Genomic DNA, 25765 nt, shown 5'->3' with positions numbered 1-25765 from the left:
GATGGCGGTGATCGCCGCGGCGGGGCTGGTGCCCACCGCGCTCGCCCCGCCCCGTAGCCGTGTCGGAAAGCGCAGGCCCACATGGCTTTCGCTACCGTTGCGGTTCCTTCTCCCCGGGCTGATCGTCGCCGGCTGGTGGGTGGGCTCCGCGACCGGAGCGCTCTCCGAGCGCGTGCTCGCGGGCCCGCCCGCGGTGTGGACGGCGTTCACCGAGTTGCTCGGCACCGGACAGCTGCTGGACTTCGCGCTCGCGTCGTTCGTGCGCGCCGCCTTCGGCGTCGGTATCGGCGTGGCCATCGGGCTGACGCTCGGGCTGCTGTCGGGGCTGTCGAGTCTCGGTGAGGAGCTGGTCGATTCGACGATGCAGATCCTGCGCGCGGTGCCGTTCCTCGCGCTGGTGCCGCTGTTCATCGCCTGGTTCGGCATCGATGAGCTGTACAAGGTGCTGCTCATCGCCGTCGCGACGGTGGCGCCGATGTACGCCTATACCTACCTCGGGGTGCGCAACGTCGATCGCAAGATGGTCGAGGCGGCCCGGAGTTTCGGGCTGACCGGCTCGCGGCTGGTACTCGAGGTCGTCCTGCCGTCGGCCCTGCCCGGCGTGCTGATGGCGCTGCGGGTGTGCCTGTCGATCAGCATCACCGGTCTCATCGCCGCCGAGCAGGTCGGCACCAGGGAAGGCGTGGGTTATCTGGTCACCCTGGCGCAGGAGTACAACCGCACCGACTACATGGTGCTGTGCGTCGTGTTGTACGCGCTGCTCGGCTTGATCTTCGACGGGCTGGTGCGGTTGGCGGAGCGTTTGGCGATGCCATGGCGCGGACAGGTGGCGATCCGATGACCGCCGTCACCGAACCGGGAGCCGAGGCGGCCGCCGCGCCCGCGGTGACCGAACCGGTCGCCGTCTCGATCACCGGCCTGCGCAAGTCGTTCGGTGACAAAACCGTGCTCGACGGCGTCGACCTGACCATCCGGCGCGGCGAGTTCGTCGTCCTGCTCGGGCCCAGCGGCACCGGCAAGACCACGCTGCTGCGCCTGCTGACCGGACTCGAAGCGCCCGACGCGGGGGAGGTGCTCGTCCCCGGACGGCGCACCACCGTCTACCAGGAGCCGCGGCTGATCCCCTCGAAACGGGTGCTGGCGAACGTCATCGTCGGGCAGCGCCGTTCCCGGCTCAACCGCGAAGCCGGGCTGCGCGCCCTGGCCGAGGTCAACCTCGACGGCAAGGCCAGGCAGTGGCCCGCCACGCTTTCCGGTGGCGAGGCACAGCGCGCGGCGCTGGCCCGTGCGCTCGTGCGCGACCCCGAACTGCTGCTGCTCGACGAGCCTTTCGCGGCGCTGGACGCGCTGACCCGCCTGCAGATGCAGGACCTGGTCGGCGACCTGGTAGCCCGGCACCGCCCCGCGGTACTCATGGTCACCCACGACGTCGACGAGGCGATCCGCCTGGCCGACCGCGTGCTGATCCTGGACAAGGGCCGCTTCGCGGTGGACGTCGGCATCGACGTGGCCCACCCGCGTGACCGCGCCGACCCCGAAACCTTGCGTTACCAAGCCCTTTTTCTCGATCAGCTCGGCGTGGGCCGCACCACGCCCGCTCCAAGGAGTGCCTCATGACCGACACCCTCTGGTACACCCGCTGCCCGGTGCCCACCGCGAGCGGGCTCGCGCACAGCCTCGGCTGGCTCGGCGACGCCGCCGCGCGAGCCGGGCTGGAGTTCGGCGTCCTCCAGGACGCGGGACCGGAGCTGGCCGGACACCACTTCCTGCACGATTTGTCCGGGCTCATCCGGGAGGGTGGGAATGTTCCGGCCTTGGCGGCGCGCGCCCAGGGCTCGCCCACCCGCTTGATCGGGTTGACCTGGATCGACGAGGCGCAAGCCATTCTGGTCGGTCCGGAGTCCACCGTCGGCGGCGCGGCCGAGCTGGCCGGTCTGCGCATCGGCGTCCCGGCGTGGGCGCAGGACCAGGCGCGCAGCTTCCCCCGCGCGATGGCCCTGCACGGTTTCGCGAACGCCCTGCGGCTCGGCGGTCACACCCTCGCCGACGTGCACGTCGTCGAGATCGGTGTGGAGCGGAACCCGCAGGTACGCACGGAGATCCAGGCGGATCGCCGGGTGGTCACCTGGGGTGTGGCGGAGTTGCTGCGCGGCGAGGTGGACGCCATCTACGTCAAGGGCGCCCGCGCCCAGGAAGTCGCGCGTGAGCACGGCCTGCGCGTCGCGGTGGACCTGGACGCGACCGAGGCGAAACGTTTCCGGGTCAACAACGGGACGCCACGCCCGATCACCGTGCACTCGGACCTGCTGGAATCGCGTCCGGAGGTGGTGGTGGAGTTCCTCGCGCAGAGCCTGCGTGCGGCCGACTGGGCCGCGGGCAACCTACAGGGGGTCCGGGATGTGCTCCAGCGGGAAACACTCTCCGGCCCGGAGGGTGTCGTCGCGGCGTACGGCGCGAACTTCCACCGCGGCCTACACCCCTCGCTGTCGGACGAACGGGTCGAGCTGATCGGCGTGCAGAAGCAGTTCCTCTGCGCGCACGGTTTCCTCGCCGCCGACTTCGACCTGGACTCCTGGGTCGCGTACGAGCCGCTGGCGCGGGCCCAGGAACTCGTCGCATCCGGGAAGGCCACGGCATGACCGAGTTCCTGTGGCGCTTGCCTTCCCGGGGCGACGGCCGCCACGCCCGTCCCGAACAGCGCAATCGCGGCGGATTCTGCGGCCCCGCGCCGGTGACGCCCGCGACCGACCTGCGCCCGGGACGCTTCGGGCCGTTCGACGACCTCGCGCAGATCATCGATGCCGCCGAACTCGCCGGGCTGGACGGGGTGCTCGCGCCCTACGACCCCGACGGCGAGGAATCGTGGATCGTGGCGGGCGGTGCGCTGCGCGGCACCCGGCACTCCCGCGTGGTGGTCGAATTCCAGCCCGCGTTCGGCACTCCGGTTTACGCGGCGAAGATCTCGGCCACCCTGCAACGCGTTTCGGGCGGCCGACTGGCCTGGCAACTGGCCGTGGACACCGACCCCGCCGACGCGCGGGCACGCGGTGATCGTGTCACCGGAGACGACCGCTACGCCAGGGCCGCGGAGTTCCTCACCGTCGCCCGCGGTGTCTGGAACGAGGCCGCGGTCCCCTCGGCGGGCTTCGCGGGCACCGGGTTCCACTACGCCGGAACGCATTACGACGTGATCGACGGCGGCTTCCGCGGCATCCTGTCCGGGCTGCCGTTCCCGACGGTCTACCTGACCGGCGATTGCGCCGCCGCGCTCGAGTTGTCGGCCGAACACGGGGACGTGCACGTCTTCACCGAGACCGAGGCGGGTGTCGATACCGCGATCGCCGCCTTGCGTGAGCGCGCGACGGCGGCGGGACGCACGGTGCGCGCCGGGCTGGAGCTGCCGGTCATCGCGCGGGAAACCGAGGACGAGGCATGGGCTCGCGCCGAACGCCTCTGGCGCGAGGCGCACCCGGACGGGCCGGACGCACGAGCACACGATCTGGGCGACGGCCGCTGGGCGGGGTTCGCCGGCCTCGGATACTCCGCGGCCATCGGCCTCGTCGGCAGTTACACGCAGGTCGCGCACCGTTTGTCGTCCTACACCGAGGCAGGTGTCGACAGCGTGGTGCTCGCCGGGCACCCGCACATCGAGGAACTGCATCGCGCGGGGGAGCACCTGTTGTTCCTCGCCGACCCGGTCGGCCGCACCCTGACCGAGCAGGAGGCAATCGTATGACCATCGACATCTACTGGCGCATCGGCATGGAAGGCGATCACGCGTCGCTGCGCACGCCGCGCCGCTACAACCGCGGCCACGCCAACGGATACGGGCCGGGCAATATCGCACCCGCCATCCGTGGCGGCGAACTCGACGGCTACGGCTATATCGACCACATGGCGGCGGTGGCGAAGGCCTCCGAATCGGCCGGATTCCTCGGCGGCCTGCTGCCCTCGTTCCCGGTGACCGACGACCCGTGGGCGGTCGCGGCGGCGCTGGCCGGGGAGACGACCACCTACCGTTTCATGGTCGCATTCCAGCCCGGCTTCCTGCACCCGGTGCAGGCGGCGCGAATGTCGGCGAGCCTGCAGCGCGCGACCGGTGGCAGGCTGGTCTACAACATCATCAGCGGGGGCGGCGGGCCCGCCCAGCTGTGGTGGGGTGACAAGGTCTCGCACGACGATCGCTACGCCCGCACCAGCGAGTTCCTCGATGTGCTGCGCGGTGTGTGGGACGGCGAACCCTACGACCACGACGGCCGGTTCTTCCGGACCGAGGGCGCCGCCCTCGCGCCGGGCCTCGCCGGACAGCCGTTTCCCGAGGTGTACTTCTCCGGATCCTCGGCCGCCGCGGTGCGGGCCGCGGGCACGCATGCCGACTACTACCTGTCCTGGCTGGAGCCGTTCGCCGACCTGCGCGCCAAGTTCGACGGTGTGCGCGCCCACGCCGGAACCAGCGGACGCACACCGAAATTCGCCGTACGCGTCGACATCCTGGCCAGGCACACCGAGGAGGCGGCCTGGGCGGAGATCGAGAAGGGCTGGGCCTTCGTCGACCGCGGCGCGGCCGAGCGGGCCGCGCGAGGCGACTCGGTCGGCGCCGCCCGCATCCAGGGGTGGGTGCCGGAGACCATCACCGGATACCGCGACCTGGAAGTGCAACCCAACGTCTGGTGCGGATTCAGCCTGATCCGCGGCGGTCCGGCATTCGGCCTGGTCGGCAGCTACGAACAGGTGGCGCAACGGCTCGACGAGCTGATCGCTCTCGGCGTCGACGCGTTCATCCTCGCGGGCAACCCGCACCTGGAGGAGGCCTATCGCGTCGGCGAAGAGGTGCTCCCACTGCTCGGCCGATCCCGGCTCACCGCGTCCACCGCCGCGCCCTCCCTTTCCCCCGCTCGATGATTCAGGAGAAACCATGACCACCACCGAGACCCGGTTGCCGGAGTCCGTCACCACCTTCGTCGCCGCCGCGACCCGCGACGCCGAGAAGGCATTCCGGGTGTTCCGGGAGACCGGCACCGTTTCCGGCAACGGCACCGTCAATTTCGTGGAGCGCGTGCCCGGTGAAGAGATAGCCGTCGCCCTGAACGAACCAGGGCCGTGGGCCGAGGACCGTGCCATCGCGCCGGTGGTCGCCACCTTCGACGGCGAGGTGCTGTCGGGGAACGGCTCCGCCGGATTCGTCACCGGCTACGCGAAGGTGTTCCGCGCGCATCCGGAGATCACCTCCGTGGTGCACATACACACCCCGTGGCTGGGCGGGTGGGCGCAGACCCATCGCACGCTGCCGATCCGCTACGCGGCCGCCCAGCGGCTCACCCTGTCCAGGGCCGTCCCGCCGCACATCGACCGCAGCATCGGCGCGGGCGACTTCATCCTGTCCGAGCTGGTCGAGGACCCGGACCTGGTCGCGATCTTCGAGGCCAACGGCGGAGCGAACGTCATCGGCCGCTCGGGACTGCTGGAGCTGGCGAAGTTCGTCGTGCTGCTCGAGGAGGGCGCGCAATACCAGGCGATCGCCGAAACCCTGGGCGGCTCGGTCGAATTCGATCCGTCCAACCTCGCGGTGCAGTGGAGCCGCACCGGCCTGGCCGACGAGGCCCGCCGCCGCGGCCTGATCTGACCGGCCCCACCCAGCGAAATCGAGGAATGATCATGACCATTCGTGTCGGCTACTTCCCGCACAACAACTCCCTGTTCGTTCTGCGCCACCGCGGCATCCTGGAGCATCTGCTGCCCGACGTGGAGTGGGTCGACCTGCGCGAGCTGCCGCGCCCCGCGCCGGTGGACCCGAGGACGGGACTGCCGTCGCTGCACTCCGATCATCTGTTCGACGGCGGCTACGACTTCATCGGCACCGGTTTCACGCCCCCGGTGACCGCGCTCGCCAACGGACGCGACATCGTCTATGTCGGCATCTCCGGACCTCGGGTGGAGAACGGCCGCTTGGTCACCGAAGCCGATTCCGGCATCGAGACGGTGCTGGATCTGAAGGGCAAGCGGGTCGGCATCGCGCACGGTTCCTGGCAGACCACCCTCGCGCTGCTCGCGCTGGACCGCGCGGGCCTGACGTGGAAGGACATCGAACCGGTGGACATCGACGTGCACGACGGCGGAGCGGCGCTGCTGCGCGGCGACCTGGACGCCTGGGTCGGCGCGTATCCGGGTCTCGCCGCGATCGAGGCGGCCGCCGACCTGCGCACGCTCGTGGACACCGAGTCGCTGTTCAGTCACCCCTCGTTGTGGTTCACGCGGCGGGACTTCGCCGAAGGCAACCGCGCGGCGCTCACGGCGATCATCACCGCCTTGCAGCAGTCGGACGCGTGGATCCAGGAGAACCCGCGCGCGGCCGCCCAGTACTTCGTCGACGACGTGGTGGCCCGCGGTGGGGCCGCGAGCCTGGACGCGTGGGAAGCCGCCCTGCGCGCCAGGCCCTTCGGTGTGCAGCCCGTCTCCGAGGAATTCCTGGACGAACAGCAGCACGCGGCCGATCTACTGGCCGCCAACGGCCTGCTGCCGGGCACGGTCCGGGTCCGGGACGCCGTGCTGCCGTGGATCGGCGAGACGGTGACCGGGAAATCCGGCGTAACGGTCTGATCCGACGAAACGGCGGGCCGGGTGTCGTAGCGACCCCGGCCCGTTCGTCGTGTCCGAGGAAATGTCAGCGCGGCGACATATCGGGCCGCCCGCCGTGTCTTTCGGTGGAGCGCAGCTCGAACCAATAGGCTGCGAAAACGGTGGCATAACCGGCCACGATGGCCGTCGCGGTGACGATCAATAGCGTGATGAGCAGTGGAATCAAGAAAGCGGTGTGCATTTGTGTCCTCCCCGCGGTCACGGTGATCTCAGCGGAAGGTTCGGCGCCGCACTGCACCGACGTCATGTCAGCCTCTGCACTCAATGAAATCGTAGAGGCCGCAGCGTGGTCCGGCACGGCGGGAGGCTGTGAGTTGAATCATGCGCAGCACGGTGTGTCGCGAGGAATACGCCCTCGTCATACGGTCTAATCGATCTTGTCACGAGTTTCCCGGCAACCACCGGAAAGCAGGACACGACCACGACACGGGACCGCCGGCTCGGCGGCCGTGGGCGTCGCAGTGCCCGTGGCGCGCCGAACTCCTCGGTAGCGCAGCTCTTTCTTTTCGAATCTGTCTCCGGCATCACCTCGGCATGCGAAAAGGAGCACGAACGTGAGCATGATTCTGGCCGCGCTGCACGACACCGTGATCGCGCAGCAGTTCGAAAATCCGACCGCGGAAGAGCCGCCGCTCGCGGACAAATTGATGCAGATGGGTCGCTATTTCACTTGGCTGGTCCAGTTGTCCGGTATCACGGCGATCACCTACGGCGGCGGCAGGTTCGCGTGGGAGAAATGGAACGGCGGCAGCCTCCAGTCGCCGAAGATGGTCGCCAGTGCGATGGCCGGGGGCGCGGTGGCGACCAGTGCCGGCACGATCATGAACTCGATCATCGGCTGACACGGGCACGGACTCGTGGCGCACCGGCCCGGCGGCGACCGTCGGGCCGGCTCTCGCGTCTCGGTCGAACCGCACCGTGTTGGGAGATTGCAGCGACGCCGACGGCGTCGTCCACCTCGCCTACCGGCCTGCGGAAACGCGGAAGGGCGGCCCTTCCGGGCCGCCCTCGGCGATCCAGCCCGCCGCCGACCTGGCGAGCGGAGGTCAGCGCCCTCCGGTGCAGTAACCCTCGGGGGTGTACTGGCACGGGCGCTCGTTACGCCCGCGGTATCCGCCGTGGTTGCTGCTCCGGGCGCGCTCTCCCACCCCGGAACCGCGCTTGTCGGCCGGGTTGTGCGAGTACCGATCCGCGGTGATGGTCACCGAAGGTTCGGGCAGAGCGACTGTCGCCGCCGTGACGACCGCCCCGCCGATCAGCGCCGAGGCCACCACTCGACGCACTGTCACGCGCTTCCTCGTGTTGTGCATAAGATTCATCCCGTCAATTAACGTGCCGTCATATAACGATACATTGATCGGTGCACCGCTAGGAGGATCGTTCCCCATAGGTGGGAAGGTTCGCGAACCCAGATGACTACCAAACGGTCGCCTGAACCGGGGGTTCCGCAGTGGATGGACGACTTGACCTGACCATCGAGCCGTTCACCAGGTAGTTCAGGTGCCACTTCGCCCGCGGCGCGATCGCCGAAGCCGTGCGCACCCCGCGCTCCATTCGTCGGCGTGAAGACCTCGTACCCGAGAGCCGCGGATGTCACCGACGAACGGTGCGATGCGCGGAACGCGCGCCATTCCTGGCGGATCGGCGGGGCGCGACGGTCGACGCCGCATCACCTGCCCGGAAAGCGGTCACGATCGTGTCCCGTCCATGCCGGTCGCCCGGCGCTGGTGCTGCCAGCGGTCGGGGTCGGCCTCCAGGGCCGCACGATCCCAATGGCCGAGGTCGGCGGCGGCGGCGTATGTCGTGTCGAGGAACTCGAGCAACACGCGCTCCGGCGCTTCGGCGGTGCGCACCGCCTCGTAGGGCAGGAGGAACTGACGGTAGTCATGGTTGTAGAAGGCTTGTCGCGGGCCGACCCGGTAGTCGGCGAATCCCTCGGGCTCCGGGTACGCGTAGGCGTAGAAGGCGCCGTCGGGCCCGCCGCCCGGCCAGAAGCCGCAACTGCTCAGTTCGTGCGAGTAGCCCTCGACCATCACCCAGTCGCCGCAGTTGGGCGCGCCACCGGGGTGTGGCGGAGCGGTTCGGCCGGAGAATCTCGTGCACGCCAGATCCATTGCGCCCCAGAAAAAGTGCACCGGGCTCACTTTGCCGATGAAGCGGGAGCGGAACTGGTGCATGACACGATCGGCGGCGAGCAGTTGCCGCCAGAACAAGGTGGCGGCCGCGGCGTCGTAGGAGCGATGCTCGTAGTCCTCGGCGAACGGAATGGCGGGCTCGACCTCGTTGGGCGCGGCTTGGATTCGCACCGGAATGCCGAGTTCGCCGAGCGCGGTGACGGTTTCGCCGTAAAAGGTCGCTACCGGCTTGGGTTCGAGCGCGACCTGGCGGGTTCGGCCGTCGCTGGACCGGATGTGCAGCCGATGATCGAGGAAGTCGAATTCGATATCGAAGGACCCCGTCGGGTGTGGCACGGCGGAGGTGGTCAGTCCCCTCGGACTGACGTAGAAAGTGACTTGCCACCAATGGTTGACCAGTGGAGCGTGCGAAAGCCTGATCTTGCCGATGATCTGCATCCACATATGCAGCGTCTCGCGCGTGGGCGTCCAGTCATCGACGCGCAACATCGGCCATGGCCCGGGTGTGGTTTCGGTGCCTGTCACTGCCGCACCTCCGTCTTCTCGGGGTTCTCGGTGCCAGTGCCGTACGCCGACACCCGTGAGGGCGCTGCCCCGCGCTCTTGATCGTCACCGTACCTGCTGGGCACGGGCCTGGGAATCCGACATGCGTTGCGAATGGCAACTGTATGGCAACGTTTCGGGGTGGGACGCCCCGAGCGGTCGGATCAGCGTCGACGGACACCGAGGCAGGGGCCGCTGCGCAGGTGACGAGCGCATCTCATGGCCGGCGGGGCCAACTGTCGTGCGGTGCCGGAATGCTCGCCAACGGCAATGCGGCGCCTTTTCCGGTTGCCCGGGCTTTCCGGCGGGAATTCGGATCCCACACCATGGCCGCGGCCGCACCGCCGAGAAGAGTCACGACGATGGCGACGATCGCCACCCAGAGCAGTACCACCGTTATTTCTCCAGTCATTGCCGTCCGCTCCATAAGGCACATTATCCAAAGGCGGACAATTACTTTCGTGATTGCGGAGCATTCTTCCCACCCTGGGCGACCGGCGCGAATCGACGCGCGGATTCTGTGGTGTGACAGCACCATGGATGCCGAGGTTTGGGATACGTCTGGTAACGCATAGTGTCGCGACCGGACGGCGACAGGAGCCCGGATGTCGATGCACGAAATCGAAGCTCGTGGGCATTCGGGATATCGCCCTGCGCACGGGTGCGGTGTCGTTCGACCTGCCCGCCGGGTATCGCCCGCCACCCGATGCCTACGAGTCGGAGCCGCTCGAATCCTGGTGGAATGGAGTGGATTACGCGGGGGACGGGTTCGGCCACCGATGATCCGCCCGCCGGGCGATACGGCGCGGCCGGAACAAGCTGTCCCGGTGTGTCCTCCTCAGAGCTCGAGCAGATCGGCGGTCTCCTCGCCGAAGGCAGGTCCGAGGGTCAGGCCGTGATCGCCTGCTCCGGTGATCACCAAGATGTGCTGGTCGGCTCGCGCGCGGAGGACCGGGACGCCGGGATCCATGCTCTGGCTGTACACGCCCGCCCACCGCCGCACGACGGGCGGCAGTTTGCGGCCCAGCAACTCCTCGGTCACGGACGTGAGGTGCTCGTAAGGGGCCTCGTCCACGTCGAATGCGAACGGCTCGGCGTGCTCGCGGGAGTCGCCGATGGTCAACCCGCCGTGCAGGCGCTGCACGCACAGCAGTTGCATCCGGTGCTCGGCCGCGGACGCTGTCTGTGATTGTTCGCGATTCAGCACCTCGACCTCGGGGCCGGCGAAGCCGGGGTGATACCGGAACGTGTCGCCGTCGGCGACGGCGGTGGTGAGCGGCTCACCCAGTGCAGCGGTCTGCATCATCTGCATCCGGACCCGCCGCACGGGGAGCGCTCCGGCCAGTTCACTGGTCAGGCCGGTGCGCACCGCGCCGGGGCAGACCAGCACCAGGTCGGCGTCGAAGACTCGCCCCTGATCGTCGCGCGTTCGTGCGCCGGAGCCGGTATCGGTGACATCCCGCGCTTCGGTGCCGGAATGGAAGGTGTAGCGGCCGGTCGCGGTGAGATAGGCGCGCAGCGCGGGCAGCGCCTGCCGTGGTTCGACGACCGCGTCGGTCGAACAATGCAGTCCGGCGAGGAATTCGCCGCGCAGCGCGGGATTGACGACGCGGGCGGTCTCCGGGTCGAGCAATTCGAAACCGCGTACTTCGGCCTCGGGGCCGGCCGCCGCGGCCTCGGCGACCGCCAATTCCTCGGGGGTGCGCACCAGAATGAGCGAACCCGCGGGCCGGAATCCCACGCCGGGCACCCTCCCGCCGATCTCCTCCCACAGCAACCGTGAACGCAGGACGAGGTCGAGTTCCGCGGCCGAGCGCCCCGACACCCGGACCGAGCCGAAGTCGCGCACGCTCGCCCCGCGCGCCTCGAGTTCCCGTTCGAGGTGCACGACCTCATGCCCGCGTCGGATCGCGGCCATGGCATGGGCGGTGCCGAGGATGCCGCCTCCGATGATCACCAATCGCATGACTCGAGGATGGCAATGACCGGGCGGATCGCGGGCGGACTTGCTGTGACCTGGATTGTGGGCCACGCCACAACTGGGCGGAAGCGGGCAGCTCCATGCCTTTCGGCGGCCTGTTCAGCGCATCGCGGACCTTGTTCGAGTGGACGCTCCCAGAGAGTGGAACTCAGGTGAGCACTACTCGGCCGGTCGCGCGGGCAAGCACGTGCTGTTCAACGCGCCTCGAAAGCGGCGGCGACGACCGGGCGTACCAGTTCCATTGTGGCCGACCCGGATTCGCGGGCCACGGAGGTCATGTCGACGTCGGGAAGCCCGCAGGCGACGGCCCAGTGCCAGGGTTCCAGGTCGCCGTGGACGTTGAGGGCGAAGCCGTGGCTGGTGATCCCGCGGCTCTGGCGCATGCCGATGGAGACGATCTTGCGGCCGGTGTGCCTGGTCCACACCCCGGTGAGCAGCTCGGAGCCGGGCGGGGTATCGCGGCGTTCCGCGGGAACGCCCAGTCGGCCGAGCGCCTCGATGAGGCGGAACTCGACCTCGCGAATGTAGTCGACCACTCCTTCACCGGAGTCGAGCCGGACGATGAGGTAGCCGACCAGTTGGCCGGGACCGTGATAGGTGAGCTGGCCCCCGCGTGTGGTCTGCACGACCGGGATGTCGTGGGCCGGATCCGGCAGGTGGTCTTGCGGCGTTCTGCGTCCGATGGTGTAGACCGGCGGATGGCTCAGCAGCCAGAGGCTATCCGGCCGCGCGCCGCTGTGGCGTCGGTCGACCAATTCACCCATGCGTTCCATGGCTTTCTCGTAGTCGACGAGCTCGTCCTGGATCAACGTCAGCGGCCTGGATCGCATGCTCCGACGATAGCTCTCCGAGGCCCGTCATCGCGTCGGCGGTAGACCGAAAAGCGGCAACTCCGCGCCGACCGCTGTGTCACGTGGTCGTCAGCCCGGCTGTGCCGCCTGACGGGTGCCGCGCCGCTCGGCGGCATACAGCCCTACCAGCATGTACAGACCCGAGAACATGAGCAGGGCGAGCGGGAGCAGCGGCAGGTAGGACACCCAGATGACCGGCTCTTCCTGGGCCAAGGCCACGACGGTGGCGAGGACTGTCGCGACGAAGACGATGCCCGACCCACGGTGCAGCCGCCGGACCCGTGGTGCGGCGGCGCGGGCCGCCCCGGCCTGCGGGAGGTTCGCGGGTGCGCGGCCGCGTCGGGTAGCGGCATACGACAGCACCCATATGCCGAGACCGGACAAGAGCAGCAAGGCCAATGGGGGCAGCGGCACGTAGGACACCCAGACGGGGCCTTGCAGCGCCAAGACGACGACGGTGACCACGATCGTCATCGTGAAGACGATCGCCAGCCACCGGTGTGTCCGTCGAACCCGCTTGTTCCAAGTCATGTGTCCTCCTCTGCTCACCGGCCTGCCGCGTCTACCGGGCGGACCTCCGTGCCGATGACGGTAAGTCGGCTTCGGTGACCAGCGCTTCTCGAATCCTGATCGTTGTGGAACTGCCCGAGCGATCGATGGCGTGGGCACCGGTATCGAGATGAGGAGTAGGGGACGCCGCGACGGCCCGGTCACATCGGGCCGACCTCACCGCCGTGTGTTCCGGCATCCTCGCCGCCGCCGCACTGGTGTCCTACCTCTTCGCCACGCGGACCGAGTACTCGGCCGTGGCGGTCGGTGTTGTCTTCCCTCTATCCGATCGTCCCCGTGGTACTGGGCGTATACGCGCTGCGCGAGCGATTGCGCCGCAGCCAGGTCATCGGTCCGGCCGCCGCTCTGGTAGCGAGCGCTGTCATCGCCACAGCCTGAGCCACTCGGCGGTTCGGCTGCTCACGCCGAATCCGCTCGCAGTATCGATGGGCCGTACCAGTGGCAGATGAGCAGGGCGAGTTCGACGTCGAGCCGGTCTTCGGCAATCGGCCTGCCGCGCCGCGAGATCGCGCGTCCGACGCGGTATTTCACCGAGTTGGAGTGCAGGTCGAGCTCTGCGGCGGCGGCTTTGTAACTCGATCCGGCGCGCAGGAATACCTGAAGTGTCTCGCGAAGCCGTGCGTCGTTGTCGGTGTCGGAGGCCAGGTCGCCGAGCACGTCGCCGACCCATTCCCGGAGTTCCGCGCTGCCGCTGCCCAGCAGGGCCGCCACCGACAACCCCGCGTCCTCGGCCGCGATGACGCGGTGTTCGGCGTCTCCCCGCGCCAACGCGACCGAACGTGCGCCCAGCGCCAGGCGATGAGACCGGCGAAACCCCGGCACTCCGGGGGCCAGCGTGCCGATCGCTACCCGCGGGGCGTCGGGTTGTGCGGCCGCGAAATCACGGACGCCTGCGACGGCGTCGGGTTGCGCCGAACGGTACGGCAACCAGGCCCAGCCACTGAGCTGATCGTCGGCGACGAACAGCGGACTCGCGGCGGTTCCCACGGTTTCGGCCGACGCGCGGACGAACCGTTGCAGTTGGGAAAGCTCGTCACTGTGGGCGCCGGTTTCGGGATACCAGACGATCAGCGCCAGATGGTGCCAACGCAGTGGATAGCGGATCTGCTCGGTTGTGCCGTCGATATCGACGGCCTCCTTGCCCACCAGCAATTCGCGCACCCGCAGCGCGCGAACACTGTTGCGAGTCTCCAACCACTGCTCGCGCTCGCCCTCATAGACGGCCACGACCTGCTGGATAACTCGATCGAGGTATTCGAACAGCCTGGTGGCGATGGCCCGTCCGACGAGGAACCGATCGACCGGTGCGATGTCGGCGACCTGCAGTTCGGCGAAGACCAGTTCGGTTCCTCGCCGCTGGCCGATGTGATAGGCGCGAACCAGGGCATTGAGCGGGACGCCGCGCTGGGCCAGACGCCTGGTGTACTCGTCGGCTGCCGCGGGCAGGTCGATTCGCCGGGCGGGAATGTCGTGGCGCAGGGCCTGCAGCATTGTGTCGACATTGCCCTGCACACTGGCCCCGAGTAGTTCGACGGTAGGAACATCCGCGCGCAGTTCGGGAATTTCCTCTTCGAGGGCTTGATGGATACGCGCACTGATGTCCGTCACCCGCGCGTTCATACGGGCGGCGATCGTCGTGACACAACGGTCGACTTCGACCGAACCGTTGCGACGAAAACTCGTCACGAGGTGATCGTAGTGACATCGTGGTGAATTGCGAAGCCGATATTGTCTTCCGGGGACAAAAGAAGCCGGGTATTTGATCGTTGCACGACGGTGTCGAACCGGGCTGTGCTTTCTACCGTTGTCATTCGAATCCCTACGCCGTTGTGGAGGACATCGCATGACGCTTTCAACCCTCCCGGACCTTCGCGCCACAGCCGCCCCGCATGCGCCGGCCCTTGCCGATGACAGCACCGAACTGAACAACAGCGAATTCCTGGCGGCCGTGCTGCGTGCGGCAGCCCGCCTACGCGCCGCTGGCATCACGAAGGGCGACGTCGTCGCGATCATGCTGCCCGGCGCCGTCGACCTCGTGGTCGCGCTGTTCGCGACCTGGCGGCTGGGCGCCACGGCCGCCGTGATCGACCCGGCGGCGACCGACGCGGAAGCGGGCTCCCGGATCTCCGACGCGGGCCCCAAGGCGCTCATCACCGGGCGCGCCCCGGTTACCTCCGCGCCGGTTCGGGTCGTCCCGTCTGTCGCGGCGCTCGACGGGGCGGAACGCGACGTCACCGCAGCCGCGTGGCCCGGCTGGGAGGCACCGGCGCTGATCACCTACGGCGCCGGCGGCAACCGAGCGATGCTGGACCACCGCAACCTCGGGGCCATGTGCCAGTTGGTGAACAAGGTCTTCGCCCTCGCCGATGGCGACCACAGCTTGTCGACTCTGCCGATGCGGCAGATCTGCGGCATTTTGCTGGGCGCGTTGTCGCCGTTGGTCGCCGGAGGTCGCGCGACCATGGCCGGGCCCCTCGATCCGACGTCTTTCCTGGACCGGATCGAGCACGTTCGCCCGACCTACGCCTCCGCGGTCCCGAGCTTGTATGCGGCGCTGTCCGAGCTGCCCGGCCGGATGCGCACCGACATCTCGTCGGTGCGCTTCGCCCTCTGCTGCGCGGCACCGGCCGACCTCGAGTTGCGCACCCGGTTCGAACACCGCTATGCGATTCCCATCGTCAACGGATACGGGTTGGGTGAGGTCATCGCGCGAGCGGATTCGATCCGGTCACCGGCATCCAGGAGGAGGCGGCCGCGCCGCACCTACGCCGCGCCGCCCTGAGATGGCTCGACGCCGCAACGGCGGACGGATCGAAGACCCGGCGTCGGTGCGCCGATCCGATCACCAGGGCAGGGTGGCCCGCGGCGAGGAGCCGGCGGGCGGACTCGAAACCGAGCCCCTTGTTCGCTCCGGTGATCAGTGTGGTCGTCATGACCACCGACGCCAAAAGCTGGAGCGCGCTCGAAGTCGAGCCGCAACTGCGACACAGCGCTATCGGTCGAGCTGGGACAGGGCGAAGGCGGTGAGGAAACCCGCCACCGTGATCAACCCGACCCACAAATGGGCGTCCTCGAACGCCTCCGGGATCATCGTGTCGGTGATCATGGCCAAGATCGCGCCTGCGGCCAAGGCGGTGATGGCCGCCAGCACGGCGGGCGCGGCGTCACCGAGCAGGCCGTAGCCCGCCATGGCGGACACACCGCTGATCACCGCTATCCCGCCCCACAAGCCGAACACGTAGCGCGGGTGGCGGTGGGCGCGGCGCATCCCGGCCGCGCTGGACAGGCCCTCGGGAATGTTGCTGATGAACACCGCGGCCACGGTGACGACGCTGACGGCTTTGCCCCCGAGCAAGCTGGTCCCGATGACGATGGACTCGGGCACGCCGTCCAGCAGCGCACCCAGTGCGATGGCCGTGCCGGAACCGGATTGCTCGGTCTCGCTGGGTTGCTGGTCTCCCGAACGCTTGCGGTGGCGGGCGCCACGGCGGGCCAGAGCGAGGTTGGCCAAGGTGTAGATCACCGCACCGCCCACCGCCCCGACCGCGGTGGGCGGCAATCCGGCGCGTTCGTGCGCATCGGCGATCAACTCGAACGACACCGCCGACAGCAGCACCCCGCTGCCGAACCCCATCACGCTCGCCACGATCTTCGTCGGAACCCGCGCCAGGAATCCCACCGAAGCCCCCGCCAGCAGGGCGGACCCCGCCAGCAACCCCCACCCGCCCGCAGCCCACAACCCAGACACCCGACCGTCTCCTCACTGCTCGGAACGCAGAAGCCGGCGCGGACCATCGCCGACTCCCTGTCCTAGCTACCCGTACTGCCGGGGCGGAAACGAGGCGCCGCCCCAGGACGCGCCCGGGGCAAGGCGGCGCGAATCGTTTCGTACTCCACGGTGGCGGTGCACCTGTCGGCCGACGGAGACGAATCGTCACGCAAATGTGCGAAGGACCGGTACATCTGTTTACCTAACGGTGTTCCGAACGCGGCATTCTGTTATCCCAAGAGGTTGAGCTGTTCTGTGCTTGACTTGCGATCGGACACCAGCGGTCGGATGAGGTCCGGCGGACGACAGCGAGAGCAGGACGGTAGGCGGCCCGTGGTCATGGAAGGTGCTGTGTCTGCACGCGGCAGCGAGTACGCGGTGTTGCTGCGCCGGGTACGGGGAGCAGGACTGCTGAGACGGCGGCGACGGTACTACGTATGGAAGAGCGCGCTCACCGCCGCGGCGTTCGCGGCCGGCTGGACGGTGTTCGTGGTGCTCGGCGACTCGTGGTGGCAGCTGGGCGTCGCCGCGTTCCTGGCTGCGGTGTTCGCCCAGATCGCCTTCCTCGGCCACGATGCCGGACACCGGCAGATCTTCGGCACCCGGCGCGCCGACTACCTGTACGGCGTGCTGTTCGGCAACCTCGGTATCGGGGTGAGCATCGGCTGGTGGACCAGCAATCACAACCGGCACCACGCACACCCGAACACCGAGGGCGCCGACCCCGACGTCATGGGTGTGCTGGCGCATTCCGGCGATCGAGCACGCACCGGCCGGGGCCTGCGGCGGCTGATCTTCCGGAACCAGGCCTGGCTGTTCTTTCCGATGTTGTTGCTGGAGGGCTGGAGCCTGCACTACGCGAGTGCCCGTGCGGTGCTGCGGTGGGCGATCCCGCACCGCACCTGGGAGGGGCTGTTGCTCCTCGCTCACGCCACCGGGTACCTCTGCGCGGTGTTCCTGGTCCTGTCCCCGGCCAAGGCGGTGGTTTTCATCCTCGTGCAGCAGGGCCTGTTCGGGCTCTACATGGGCTGCACCTTCGCGCCGAACCACAAGGGGATGGAAGTGCTGACGGCCGACGACTCCATGGACTTTCTGCGACGTCAGGTGCTCACGTCCCGCAACGTCCGCGGCGGCCCGCTCGTGGATACGGCCTTGGGTGGCCTGAACTACCAGATCGAGCACCACCTGTTCCCGTCCATGCCACGGCCCAACCTGCGCCGAGCACAGCCGCTGGTCGCGCAGTTCTGCGCCGAAGTCGGGCTGCCCTATTGCCAAACCGGTCTGCTGGACTCCTACGTCCACGCACTGCGCCACCTGCACAGCGTCGGTCGGCTCGCCGGGCCGCTCACCACCGCCGGTCCGATCGAGCATTCGGCTGACGCGGCAGCCGATCGGGTGGGATGAGACCCGCCGGATGATCGCCTCCGCCCGCAGGTCCGGGTCGCCTCCGGGGAGGACGCCCTCGGCTCGGCCACGAATGCTTCGGCGATGCGTTCGGCAGGCTCGGTGGCGTGCGGAACGTGGTCGCGATCGAGCTGCGGAAACGCGCCTGGACACAGGAGCGCCGGGACGAGTCACCGAACCGGTATCGCAGTGGGACTAGTGAGCGAGGGCGTCACGTTCCGCCGAGAGGCCGCGTCGCGGTATGCGAGACGGCTGTCCGCGGATCGGACGGGGATCGTCGGGGGGAGGGCGATGCTGTCGGCAGTTCAGGCACCACTGTGTTGTGGGAATGGCCTTCAGTAGGTGGATCGGTAGTTCGGCGTGACAGCGGCGGCAGCGGCCATAACGGCCTGCGGTGATGAGTGCGAGGGTGCCCTCGATGTCGGCCAACGCTTGCCGTGCCGCCGCGGCCAATTCGATGGTGACCTCCTGCCGGGCCGCATCGGCCGCGTTCGTGGGTGCGGCGGCGCGGTCGATTTCGGCTTCTAGTTCGGCCAGTTGCTGGAGACGGAAGCGGCGTTGCTGGTTCAGTGTGGCTCGCAGTGCGGGTAGGTGGTCGTCGAGGCGGGCGCTCGGGTCGGTGTGTGCGCGGATCATCCGGGTCTCCAGTGTCGGTGGTTCGAAATACGGTCGAGTCGAAAGAATGGCGCCGCCCTCGACGCCGTCCGAGTCGTGTATCTGCGTGCATCGACGTGTCGGAGTGCGGCCACGTCGAAGGTCGGGTTCACCCGTGCCGCCGGCCGTCGGTCAGTGCGTGGCTGCGGCCGGTGTGGTCGCGATGGTGGCGGTGCGGACGCCGGGCACCGTGCGAGTGAGGGCGATGGCGATGCGCCGTTCGGACTCGTCGGCGAACCGGCCGGAGACGGTGGCGTCGCCTTCGTGCACGAGAACATGCCATCGCCGCGCGCCGGTGTATTGATCGAGCAGGTTCTGTGTATCGGCCGTGAGTGCGTCGTCGGGTGTGAGCATGATCCGCAACGCGTCGCCGCGGCTGAACATGCCGACCACGCGGCCGTCGGCATCGATGACGGGCAGGCTGCGCAGTCCGTTCATCACCAGTCGGCGCATCACCTCGGCCAGTGCCGCGCTTTCCGGGACCGACACAGCCGGTGTGGTCATCACTGCGCCGACCGTGTCGTCGAGTTCGCCTGCCCGCAAGAGGTCGCCGCTGGTGAGTACCCCGATGAGGCGATCGTCCCGGTCGAGAACGGGCAGCGCCGCATAGCCCGATTCGGCGAGCAGCAGCGCCGCCCCGCGTGCCGAATCACTCTGCCGCACAGCAATGATCGGTCTCTGCATGACCTCGAATATCCGCATGTTCCTCGTTCCGTTCACTGGTTACCGGACCGGCACGAAAAGGGCCGATCCTTCCCCGGACCGTCCTTGGTGCTCCGGTGCCGGGACCGTCATTTGTAGAGGCCGCGAGTAGGAGCGTTACGGCCCTGTGGGCGCCGCATCGGGGGTAGGGTGTCCGCCCGGTCGTGCCGACTCGGGAGGTCATTTATGCGCCTTCGGTGCGGTCAACCCCATGATGGCGTTGCCTGACGGGCGATCGTTGCGCTGATCCGACAATCGAGGGATCGGAATTTGTGGCGACAGCACAGCGCGGGTGGGTCAGGCGTCGTCGGTGACGGCGAGTTCGATCATCATGGCAAGCCGTTTGCGAGGGTCGTCCAAGCCGAGGTCGGTCACCTCTGCCATCTTGCGCAGGCGGTTACGGACGGTGTTCTCGTGCACGCCGAGTTGCGTGCCCGCCTGGGCGGGATCGCCCTGCGCCTGCAACCAGGCGCGCAGCGTGGCCACATACCGGGTGGAGTTCGTGCGGTCATGTTGCCGCAACTCCGCGATCGGCCCCCGCGCGGGGGTGCGTCCAGCAAGCCCTGCTGTGCGCAACCGTTGGAGCAGGATCTCATCCCATGACTCGTCATAGGCGGGGGGTGGGGCACCCGCTGAGCGGGCCTCGTGCAAGGCCAGGCATTCGTCGGTCTCGCGGCGCGCCGACGCCGATTCCGTGGCGCGGGCAACACCGCTGATCCCGGCCGACACCGTCATCGGCGCGGGCAGTGCCGCCTGTAGCTCGCTTATCCAGCGGCGTGCCGTCGCCGCCTGATCGGCGGGCAGCACGGTGTAGATGGTGTCACCGACCAAAGCGCTGCGGCTCGAACGCGACCAGCCGAATCCGGTTGTCGCGCGCTCGAAGAGCAACAGCAGCGCGGCGTGCTGGTCGTCCGCGCTGCGAGCGCGCAGCGCGATCACCCGCAAACCCTCCGGCGGCAACCCGAGCCTGCTGGCCACCGTCGCCGCGTCCGCGGCGCCCTCCAGCAAGCGGATCACCAGTTCGGATTCCACCTGGCGTTCCAGGTCCGCGCTGGCCCGTGACCGCAACAGATGCAGGGCCACCGTGCGCGCGCCGTCGGCCAAGGCTGTGCGCCGAGCGCCGGCCAACGGTGCCGGGCACGACACCCATACCGAGCCCAGCAGTTGCCGGCCCACGCGCACGGCCACGACCATCCGTCCCGTCACACCCAGTTCCGCCTGCGCGGGAACGAACAACGGTTCATCCGAGGACGCCAGATGAACGAAGACGCCGCACGCATCGAACACCGCGCGCAACCACTGCGGCATCTCCCGGTCCAGGATGGTCTCGACCCGCGCGGGGTCGAGGTTCTGCTGTGGCCGCGAGTACGCGAGCACGCGAGACCGCCGGTCCTCGATCGTCACCGCACCCCCGACCGCGTCGGCCAGACTGTCGGCCAAGGCGAACAAATCGGTCGGGCCGCGCCCGGCCTCGGTCTCACGGCCTTCCAGCACCAATCCGTAGACCACGGCGGCCAACTCGCTCCAGGCCACCGCGGGGTCGACCACCAGCACGGCCACGCCCTCGTTCTCCGGCTCGTCGGTCTCCGCACCCTCGCGGACGAGCGCGACAACGGCCCGCGCCGACACCGCCCAGTCCACCACCTCCGACACCGAGCGTGCCCCGATGCCCAGCAACACATCGCCCACTTCGGTGGGGTCCTGATCGGCCCCGTGGATCACCACGCTGCGCAGTTCCACGGATCGGGGAACCGCACCCAGCCGCAAGCGGATCCCATAGCCACTCAGTACGTTCGCCAACCGATCCAATGTCACCATGAGCCGCTCCGATGTCGAACCGACGGTGCATCCGCGATCCCGCCCCCCGACGCGACCGGCAGAAGTTCGTGGACGAAGAAGCCCTCGACCGGCCTGCCCCCGCGCCATGTATCGAAAACGGTACCCCCGACCGGCCGATTTCCGCGGTTCCGGGTCCACTCAGGGCCACCAGCAGCGCATCGTGGCTCGGCCCGTCCCTCCGCGCACGGTCGGCCCACTGCGGGGTGGATGGTCCCAGCGTGGCAGGCGCGGCGCACGGTAGCGTCTCACCGGCCGAGAGCAGCCGTGCCCACGATCCGGGTCGTCGACATGCAGAGCGATGAAGGACCGGGTCGTACCGAGAATTCGACGAGGCCGAGACCGGCTGGAATGGAGTGTTGATTACATGCGTGTGATGTCGGCGACCGGGACGAGTGGGGCCGCGGCGAAGGGCAGTGAGGAGAGCGGCGTGCCGGACACCGACGTGATCATCGTGGGTGCGGGCCCCACGGGTTTGATGCTGGCCGCCGAGCTGCGGCTGGCCGGAGTGCGCCCGTTGGTGCTGGAGCGCCTGCCGCGGCCCCGGGACACCCCGAAGGCCGGTGGTCTCGGCGGGCAGATCCTGGAACTGCTGCGCTACCGAGGTTTGCTGGAGCGGTTCGAAGCGGCCTGCACCGATCCGGTTCCGGCTCCGAGATTCCCGTTCGGCGGAGTGCATGTGGATCTCACACAGCTGAGCGAGTCCCCGATGCATGCGCTGCCGCTGCCGCAGCAGAAGCTCGAACATCTGCTCGGTGAACGCGTGGATGAACTCGGCATCGGCGTCCGCCGGGGACATGAGGTGCTGGGCGTGAGCCAGGATGCCTGCGCGGTCACCGCGCAGGTACGCGGGCCGGACGGTGAGTACCGGGTGAGCGCCCGATATCTGGTGGGTTGCGACGGCGCGCGCAGCCGGGTGCGCGAAATGGCCGGGATCGCGTTCCCGGGCACCGTGTATCCGGAGGTCAACCGGCTGGCCCAGATCACCGTGCCCGACTCGGTCGCCCGCCTCGACAACGGCGACCTCGAAGTTCCGGGATTCGGAACGATCCGCGCGGGGTTCACACGAACCGACCGTGGACTCTTCGGGCTCGGTGCGTCACCCACTTCGGTGAGTTTGTCGGTCTACACGATCGAGGACGAGACCGCCGAATACGACGACGACATCCCGATGACGGTGACCGAACTGCAGGACAGTATCCGCCGCGTGCTGGGCGCGGACATCCCTGTGGCGCAAACGCATCGACTATCGCGCTTCACCTTCAAGGCTCAGCAGGCCGAACGCTACCGCGACGGCCGGATCCTGCTCGCCGGCGACGCGGCCCACCTGTTCCCCGCCACAGGCGTGGCCATCAACGCGGGCATGCTCGATACGGTCAATCTCGCCTGGAAGTTGGCGGGCGGAATCCACGGCTGGGCGCCGGACGGACTGCTGGACACCTACCACGACGAACGCCACCTCGCCGGGGCGCGCACCATGCTGCACACCCGCGCCCAGGTGGCGCTACGGCGCGGGCACGACCCGGCCGCCGAAGCGCTGCGGGCGCTTTTCCAGGAACTACTCACCGACGAACCGGCTTTACAGCGTATGGCAGCCCTCATCGCAGGCGCCGACATCCGCTATCAGCTGCCCAACCCCAACGACCACGCTTTGACCGGCACCTTCGCTCCCGACCTCGTGCTGCGCACCGACGACGGCACCACCAGCGTCGCCGAACTCATGCACACCGCCCGGCCCGTACTCCTCGACCTCGCCGACCGCGGGGATCTCCGAGAAGCCGCTCGCGACCGGCGCGACCGCATCGACATCCGCAGCGCCGAGACCGACAACCGCCCAGCCGACGCCCTGCTGATCCGCCCGGACGGCCACATCGCCTGGGCGGCGACGATCGATGAACCCGCCGACACCGCAGCCTCCGGTCTACGGGCAGCACTGTCGTCCTGGTTCGGCGCACCGGAGTAGACGACAAGCCCGGCCGGCGCTCTCGAGCCGGACGCGACGCAGTGAGCACACGAGGGCCGCCGAGGTTTCCCGGCCGGTCGCTCCCTGTGGCGGGAAGCGGAGGCGAAGATGGCCGGAAATCTCGATATCCCGTCCGTATCTCCCGTCCCGCCTGTGTGTTTGCCGCCATACGCTCGAGCGCATGGTCAGCCACTACGACGTGCTCGTCATCGGTTCCGGCTTCGGCGGCAGCGTGGCCGCGCTTCGAGCGACCGAGAAGGGATACCGGGTCGGCGTGCTCGAGGCGGGCCGGCGGTTCGCCGACGACGAGTACGCCAAGAACTCCTGGCATCTGCGCGAGTACCTGTGGGCGCCGAAACTCGGCTGCTACGGCATCCAGCGGATGACCTTGCTCAACGACACCTTCATCATGAGCGGGACGGGAGTCGGGGGCGGGTCGCTGGTGTACGCCAACACGCTGTACGAGCCGCCGGAGAAGTTCTACCGCGACAAGCAGTGGGCGCACATCACCGATTGGCGCGAGGAGCTGACGCCGTATTACGACCAGGCCAAGCGCATGCTCGGCGTCACCCGGAATCCGGCGACCACTCCTACCGACCGCATCCTGCGCGAAGTCGCGGAGGAGATGGGCATCGGCGACACCTATTCCCGCACGCCGGTGGGAGTGCTGTTCGCCGACAACGATTCCCGTCCGGGCCAGCAGGTCGCCGACCCGTTCTTCGGCGGGGCCGGACCGGCGCGCTCGACCTGCACCCACTGCGGCGAGTGCATGACCGGCTGCCGGCACGGCGCGAAGAACACCCTGGTGAAGAATTACCTCTACCTGGCCGAAAAAGCCGGAGCGACAGTGCATCCGATGACCACCGTCACCGATGTGCGGCCACGGCCGGAGGGCGGATACGAGGTGCGGACGGTGCGCACCGGGCGGTGGGTGCGTAAGGCGAAGCAGACATTCACCGCCGACCAGGTGATTTTCGCGGCCGCCGCGCTCGGCACCCAGAAACTGCTGCACCGGTTGCGCGAGAACGGCAGTTTGCCCCATGTCTCGCCGCGGTTGGGGCATCTGGCCCGCACCAACTCCGAAGCAGTGCTCGGGGCGCGCTCTCTGCGCAAAGACTCCGACTTCACCAAGGGCGTCGCGATCACCTCGTCCATCCACCCCAACGAGTACACCCATATCGAGCCGGTCCGCTACGGCAAGGACAGCAATGCGATGAGTTTGCTGACCACCGTTCTGGTGGATGGTCAGGAAGGCCGGGCCCGCTGGCTGCTGGGGGTGCGCGAACTCATCGCGCAGCGCCGTCACCTGCATCGGCTGCACAGTCCGCGGCGCTGGTCCGAGCGCATCATCGGCGTGCTCGTCATGCAGAACGTGGACAACTCGATCGTGACCTACACCAAGCGCGGCTTGTTCGGCAGGCGGATGACGACCAAGCCGGGCGACGGCACCGCGCCGCCGACCTGGATTCCGGAGGGCCACGAGGTGACCAGGCGGATCGCCGAGAAGATCGGCGGCCTTCCGCAGGGCGCGTGGACCGAGCTGGCGAACATCCCGATCACCGGCCACTTCATCGGTGGCTGCGCCATCGGCGACTCGGCCGAGACCGGCGTCGTCGACGCGTATCACCGGGTCTACGGCTACCCCGGCCTGCACATCACCGACGGGTCGACCATTTCGGCGAACCTGGGCGTGAATCCCTCCCTGACCATCACTGCCCAGGCCGAACGCGCCATGGCGCTGTGGCCGAACAAAGGCGAGGACGACTCGCGCCCGCCCCTCGGGACCGGCTACCGCAGGCTCGCCCCGGTCGAACCGAGGAATCCGGTGGTGCCGGTCGCCGCGCGGGGCGCGCTGCGCCTGCCGATCACCCCGATCTGAGCCGGCGGAAATCCGGTCGCGTGTGGTCGGTCCGGGTGACAGGATCGGCGCTGTGCCCACCCACGTCACCCTGCAACCGCTGGACGAGCGAGGCCTCACCGACCTGCTGCACGCGGCGGTGCGGGACGCGGAGCCAGGCGAGGTGATGCCGGTCGACGGGACCGGCAGCGGCTGGGATGCCGACCGGCAAGCGAGTTTCCTGACGTTCCACCGAGGCCGGGCGCTGGCGAGTCCGCCGGTCGAGTCGACCTACAACATCCGAGTGGACGGCGAGGTGGTCGGAGCGGCACGACTGTGTCCACTGCCCGACGCGCCGGGAGCAGCCGAGGCCGGAGTATGGATCGGCCGGTCCCGCCGGGGAGCGGGCATCGGAACCGCCGTGCTCGGCGGACTGATCGAGCGGGCGGGAACGGAGGGTTATGTGAAGCTCTTCGTGAGCACGACGGCGGACAACACAGCCGTGTTGCGGATGCTGTCCGCCCGCGGGATCACCTACACCCTGGACGACAACGCGGTGACCGCTTGGGTTCGCTGCGGTTGACCCGCTGCCCTGCACTGTGCCGCCGGTCCCATCGCAGCGGCGAGGATCGTTGCGGCTGCGAGGAGTACACAATCAACCACGAGCCCGCGTCCGAGCGGTCGCCGGGCTGCGACGCGCGCTCGGAGCCGCGTGCACGATGTCGCGTAGGTCGATCGCCGACGCGCCCCGCGCACCCCCGGCCACGTCTTTCGAGCGAAGCGAGACCGAGCATGTTCCGTTCGCGGCCCGGCTCGTGTTCGAGTGGCCGTCGCGTAGGTGACGAAGGAGCAAGCGGCGGTCGCTCGAACACGAGCCATCAAGG

General features: G+C 68.7%; 27 protein-coding genes. 15 read left to right on the top strand and 12 right to left on the bottom strand.

Annotated elements, in window-relative coordinates:
- The first annotated feature begins 1 nt into the window (after nucleotide 1).
- The 7 genes from ACFU5M_RS10205 to ACFU5M_RS10175 are packed head-to-tail and all read left to right on the top strand — an operon-like array spanning nucleotide 2 to nucleotide 6597.
- Complete coding sequence (locus tag ACFU5M_RS10205) at nucleotides 2-841, top strand: ABC transporter permease (protein WP_379046879.1); 840 nt, start codon at nucleotides 2-4, stop codon at nucleotides 839-841.
- Nucleotides 838-1617 carry an ABC transporter ATP-binding protein gene (locus ACFU5M_RS10200; RefSeq protein WP_379046876.1) on the top strand — a complete coding sequence of 260 codons (780 nt, stop codon included), beginning with the start codon at nucleotides 838-840 and terminating at the stop codon, nucleotides 1615-1617. Before ACFU5M_RS10205 ends, ACFU5M_RS10200 begins: the two co-directional genes overlap by 4 nt.
- Nucleotides 1614-2639 carry an ABC transporter substrate-binding protein gene (locus tag ACFU5M_RS10195; RefSeq protein ID WP_379046873.1) on the top strand — a complete coding sequence of 342 codons (1026 nt, stop codon included), beginning with the start codon at nucleotides 1614-1616 and terminating at the stop codon, nucleotides 2637-2639. Before ACFU5M_RS10200 ends, ACFU5M_RS10195 begins: the two co-directional genes overlap by 4 nt.
- Nucleotides 2636-3736 (top strand): LLM class flavin-dependent oxidoreductase, encoded by a 1101-nt coding sequence (locus ACFU5M_RS10190; protein ID WP_379046870.1) that lies wholly within the window; start codon nucleotides 2636-2638, stop codon nucleotides 3734-3736. Before ACFU5M_RS10195 ends, ACFU5M_RS10190 begins: the two co-directional genes overlap by 4 nt.
- Nucleotides 3733-4902, top strand: a complete 1170-nt coding sequence (locus ACFU5M_RS10185) for an LLM class flavin-dependent oxidoreductase (RefSeq protein ID WP_379046867.1) — start codon at nucleotides 3733-3735, stop codon at nucleotides 4900-4902. Before ACFU5M_RS10190 ends, ACFU5M_RS10185 begins: the two co-directional genes overlap by 4 nt.
- Before the next feature lie 13 nt (nucleotides 4903-4915).
- Nucleotides 4916-5623 carry a class II aldolase/adducin family protein gene (locus ACFU5M_RS10180; protein ID WP_379046864.1) on the top strand — a complete coding sequence of 236 codons (708 nt, stop codon included), beginning with the start codon at nucleotides 4916-4918 and terminating at the stop codon, nucleotides 5621-5623.
- A gap of 32 nt (nucleotides 5624-5655) precedes the next feature.
- A complete protein-coding gene (locus ACFU5M_RS10175; protein WP_379046861.1) occupies nucleotides 5656-6597 on the top strand; it encodes an ABC transporter substrate-binding protein in 942 nt (313 codons plus the stop codon).
- Nucleotides 6598-6661: 64 nt separating this feature from the next.
- Here ACFU5M_RS10175 and ACFU5M_RS10170 read toward each other — a convergent pair whose 3' ends face one another.
- The gene (locus ACFU5M_RS10170; protein ID WP_379046858.1) at nucleotides 6662-6883 is read right to left on the bottom strand and encodes a hypothetical protein; all 222 of its coding nucleotides are present in this window, start codon (nucleotides 6881-6883) and stop codon (nucleotides 6662-6664) included.
- A 313-nt stretch (nucleotides 6884-7196) separates the two neighbouring features.
- Between ACFU5M_RS10170 and ACFU5M_RS10165 the strand changes: the two genes are divergently transcribed.
- Nucleotides 7197-7478 carry a hypothetical protein gene (locus tag ACFU5M_RS10165; protein WP_040866379.1) on the top strand — a complete coding sequence of 94 codons (282 nt, stop codon included), beginning with the start codon at nucleotides 7197-7199 and terminating at the stop codon, nucleotides 7476-7478.
- Between the two features lie 204 nt (nucleotides 7479-7682).
- On the opposite strand, the gene ACFU5M_RS10160 is transcribed toward ACFU5M_RS10165, so the two are convergent.
- From ACFU5M_RS10160 to ACFU5M_RS10150, 3 genes are all read right to left on the bottom strand, one after another.
- The gene (locus ACFU5M_RS10160; RefSeq protein ID WP_379046855.1) at nucleotides 7683-7925 is read right to left on the bottom strand and encodes a hypothetical protein; all 243 of its coding nucleotides are present in this window, start codon (nucleotides 7923-7925) and stop codon (nucleotides 7683-7685) included.
- 399 nt (nucleotides 7926-8324) lie between these two features.
- Entirely contained in the window at nucleotides 8325-9260 is a 936-nt protein-coding gene (locus ACFU5M_RS10155; RefSeq protein ID WP_379047100.1) for a DUF5996 family protein, read from the bottom strand.
- Nucleotides 9261-9531: 271 nt separating this feature from the next.
- The gene (locus ACFU5M_RS10150) at nucleotides 9532-9726 is read right to left on the bottom strand and encodes a hypothetical protein (protein WP_379046852.1); all 195 of its coding nucleotides are present in this window, start codon (nucleotides 9724-9726) and stop codon (nucleotides 9532-9534) included.
- A gap of 218 nt (nucleotides 9727-9944) precedes the next feature.
- Between ACFU5M_RS10150 and ACFU5M_RS10145 the strand changes: the two genes are divergently transcribed.
- On the top strand, nucleotides 9945-10097 hold the full coding sequence (locus ACFU5M_RS10145; RefSeq protein ID WP_379046849.1) for a hypothetical protein: 153 nt from the start codon (nucleotides 9945-9947) through the stop codon (nucleotides 10095-10097).
- Nucleotides 10098-10152: 55 nt separating this feature from the next.
- Here the strand turns inward: ACFU5M_RS10145 and ACFU5M_RS10140 are convergent, their stop codons facing one another.
- The 3 genes from ACFU5M_RS10140 to ACFU5M_RS10130 form a co-directional block, all read right to left on the bottom strand.
- Nucleotides 10153-11280, bottom strand: a complete 1128-nt coding sequence (locus tag ACFU5M_RS10140) for a TIGR03364 family FAD-dependent oxidoreductase (RefSeq protein WP_379046846.1) — start codon at nucleotides 11278-11280, stop codon at nucleotides 10153-10155.
- A gap of 209 nt (nucleotides 11281-11489) precedes the next feature.
- A complete protein-coding gene (gene lipB / locus ACFU5M_RS10135) occupies nucleotides 11490-12125 on the bottom strand; it encodes a lipoyl(octanoyl) transferase LipB (protein ID WP_379046843.1) in 636 nt (211 codons plus the stop codon).
- Between the two features lie 90 nt (nucleotides 12126-12215).
- Nucleotides 12216-12677 carry a hypothetical protein gene (locus ACFU5M_RS10130; protein WP_379046840.1) on the bottom strand — a complete coding sequence of 154 codons (462 nt, stop codon included), beginning with the start codon at nucleotides 12675-12677 and terminating at the stop codon, nucleotides 12216-12218.
- Between the two features lie 285 nt (nucleotides 12678-12962).
- Here ACFU5M_RS10130 and ACFU5M_RS10125 point away from each other — a divergent pair, with 285 nt between their 5' ends.
- Entirely contained in the window at nucleotides 12963-13094 is a 132-nt protein-coding gene (locus ACFU5M_RS10125) for a hypothetical protein (RefSeq protein WP_379046837.1), read from the top strand.
- A 21-nt stretch (nucleotides 13095-13115) separates the two neighbouring features.
- Here ACFU5M_RS10125 and ACFU5M_RS10120 read toward each other — a convergent pair whose 3' ends face one another.
- The gene (locus ACFU5M_RS10120; RefSeq protein WP_379046834.1) at nucleotides 13116-14402 is read right to left on the bottom strand and encodes a PucR family transcriptional regulator; all 1287 of its coding nucleotides are present in this window, start codon (nucleotides 14400-14402) and stop codon (nucleotides 13116-13118) included.
- Between the two features lie 157 nt (nucleotides 14403-14559).
- On the opposite strand from ACFU5M_RS10120, the gene ACFU5M_RS10115 reads away from it, so the two are divergent.
- Nucleotides 14560-15498 (top strand): AMP-binding protein, encoded by a 939-nt coding sequence (locus ACFU5M_RS10115; protein WP_379046831.1) that lies wholly within the window; start codon nucleotides 14560-14562, stop codon nucleotides 15496-15498.
- A gap of 210 nt (nucleotides 15499-15708) precedes the next feature.
- Here the strand turns inward: ACFU5M_RS10115 and ACFU5M_RS10110 are convergent, their stop codons facing one another.
- Nucleotides 15709-16464 carry a ZIP family metal transporter gene (locus ACFU5M_RS10110; RefSeq protein WP_379046828.1) on the bottom strand — a complete coding sequence of 252 codons (756 nt, stop codon included), beginning with the start codon at nucleotides 16462-16464 and terminating at the stop codon, nucleotides 15709-15711.
- 360 nt (nucleotides 16465-16824) lie between these two features.
- Here ACFU5M_RS10110 and ACFU5M_RS10105 point away from each other — a divergent pair, with 360 nt between their 5' ends.
- A complete protein-coding gene (locus ACFU5M_RS10105) occupies nucleotides 16825-17889 on the top strand; it encodes a fatty acid desaturase family protein (protein ID WP_379046825.1) in 1065 nt (354 codons plus the stop codon).
- Nucleotides 17890-18084: 195 nt separating this feature from the next.
- On the opposite strand, the gene ACFU5M_RS10100 is transcribed toward ACFU5M_RS10105, so the two are convergent.
- The 3 genes from ACFU5M_RS10100 to ACFU5M_RS10090 all read right to left on the bottom strand — a co-directional run bounded on the left by ACFU5M_RS10100 (nucleotide 18085) and on the right by ACFU5M_RS10090 (nucleotide 21063).
- The gene (locus ACFU5M_RS10100) at nucleotides 18085-18525 is read right to left on the bottom strand and encodes a TraR/DksA C4-type zinc finger protein (RefSeq protein WP_379046822.1); all 441 of its coding nucleotides are present in this window, start codon (nucleotides 18523-18525) and stop codon (nucleotides 18085-18087) included.
- 150 nt (nucleotides 18526-18675) lie between these two features.
- A complete protein-coding gene (locus tag ACFU5M_RS10095; protein WP_379046819.1) occupies nucleotides 18676-19227 on the bottom strand; it encodes a CBS domain-containing protein in 552 nt (183 codons plus the stop codon).
- A 315-nt stretch (nucleotides 19228-19542) separates the two neighbouring features.
- Nucleotides 19543-21063 carry a PucR family transcriptional regulator gene (locus tag ACFU5M_RS10090; protein WP_379046816.1) on the bottom strand — a complete coding sequence of 507 codons (1521 nt, stop codon included), beginning with the start codon at nucleotides 21061-21063 and terminating at the stop codon, nucleotides 19543-19545.
- 385 nt (nucleotides 21064-21448) lie between these two features.
- On the opposite strand from ACFU5M_RS10090, the gene ACFU5M_RS10085 reads away from it, so the two are divergent.
- The 3 genes from ACFU5M_RS10085 (at nucleotide 21449) to ACFU5M_RS10075 (ending at nucleotide 25464) form a co-directional block, all read left to right on the top strand.
- Entirely contained in the window at nucleotides 21449-23044 is a 1596-nt protein-coding gene (locus tag ACFU5M_RS10085) for an FAD-dependent monooxygenase (protein WP_379046813.1), read from the top strand.
- A gap of 181 nt (nucleotides 23045-23225) precedes the next feature.
- Complete coding sequence (locus tag ACFU5M_RS10080) at nucleotides 23226-24923, top strand: GMC family oxidoreductase N-terminal domain-containing protein (RefSeq protein ID WP_379046810.1); 1698 nt, start codon at nucleotides 23226-23228, stop codon at nucleotides 24921-24923.
- A gap of 52 nt (nucleotides 24924-24975) precedes the next feature.
- Entirely contained in the window at nucleotides 24976-25464 is a 489-nt protein-coding gene (locus ACFU5M_RS10075; protein WP_379046807.1) for a GNAT family N-acetyltransferase, read from the top strand.
- The last annotated feature ends 301 nt before the right edge of the window (nucleotides 25465-25765 follow it).

The organism is Nocardia sp. NPDC057455, from assembly GCF_042802775.1.
Taxonomy (GTDB): domain Bacteria; phylum Actinomycetota; class Actinomycetes; order Mycobacteriales; family Mycobacteriaceae; genus Nocardia.
This window is presented reverse-complemented; position numbering and strand designations above follow the sequence as displayed.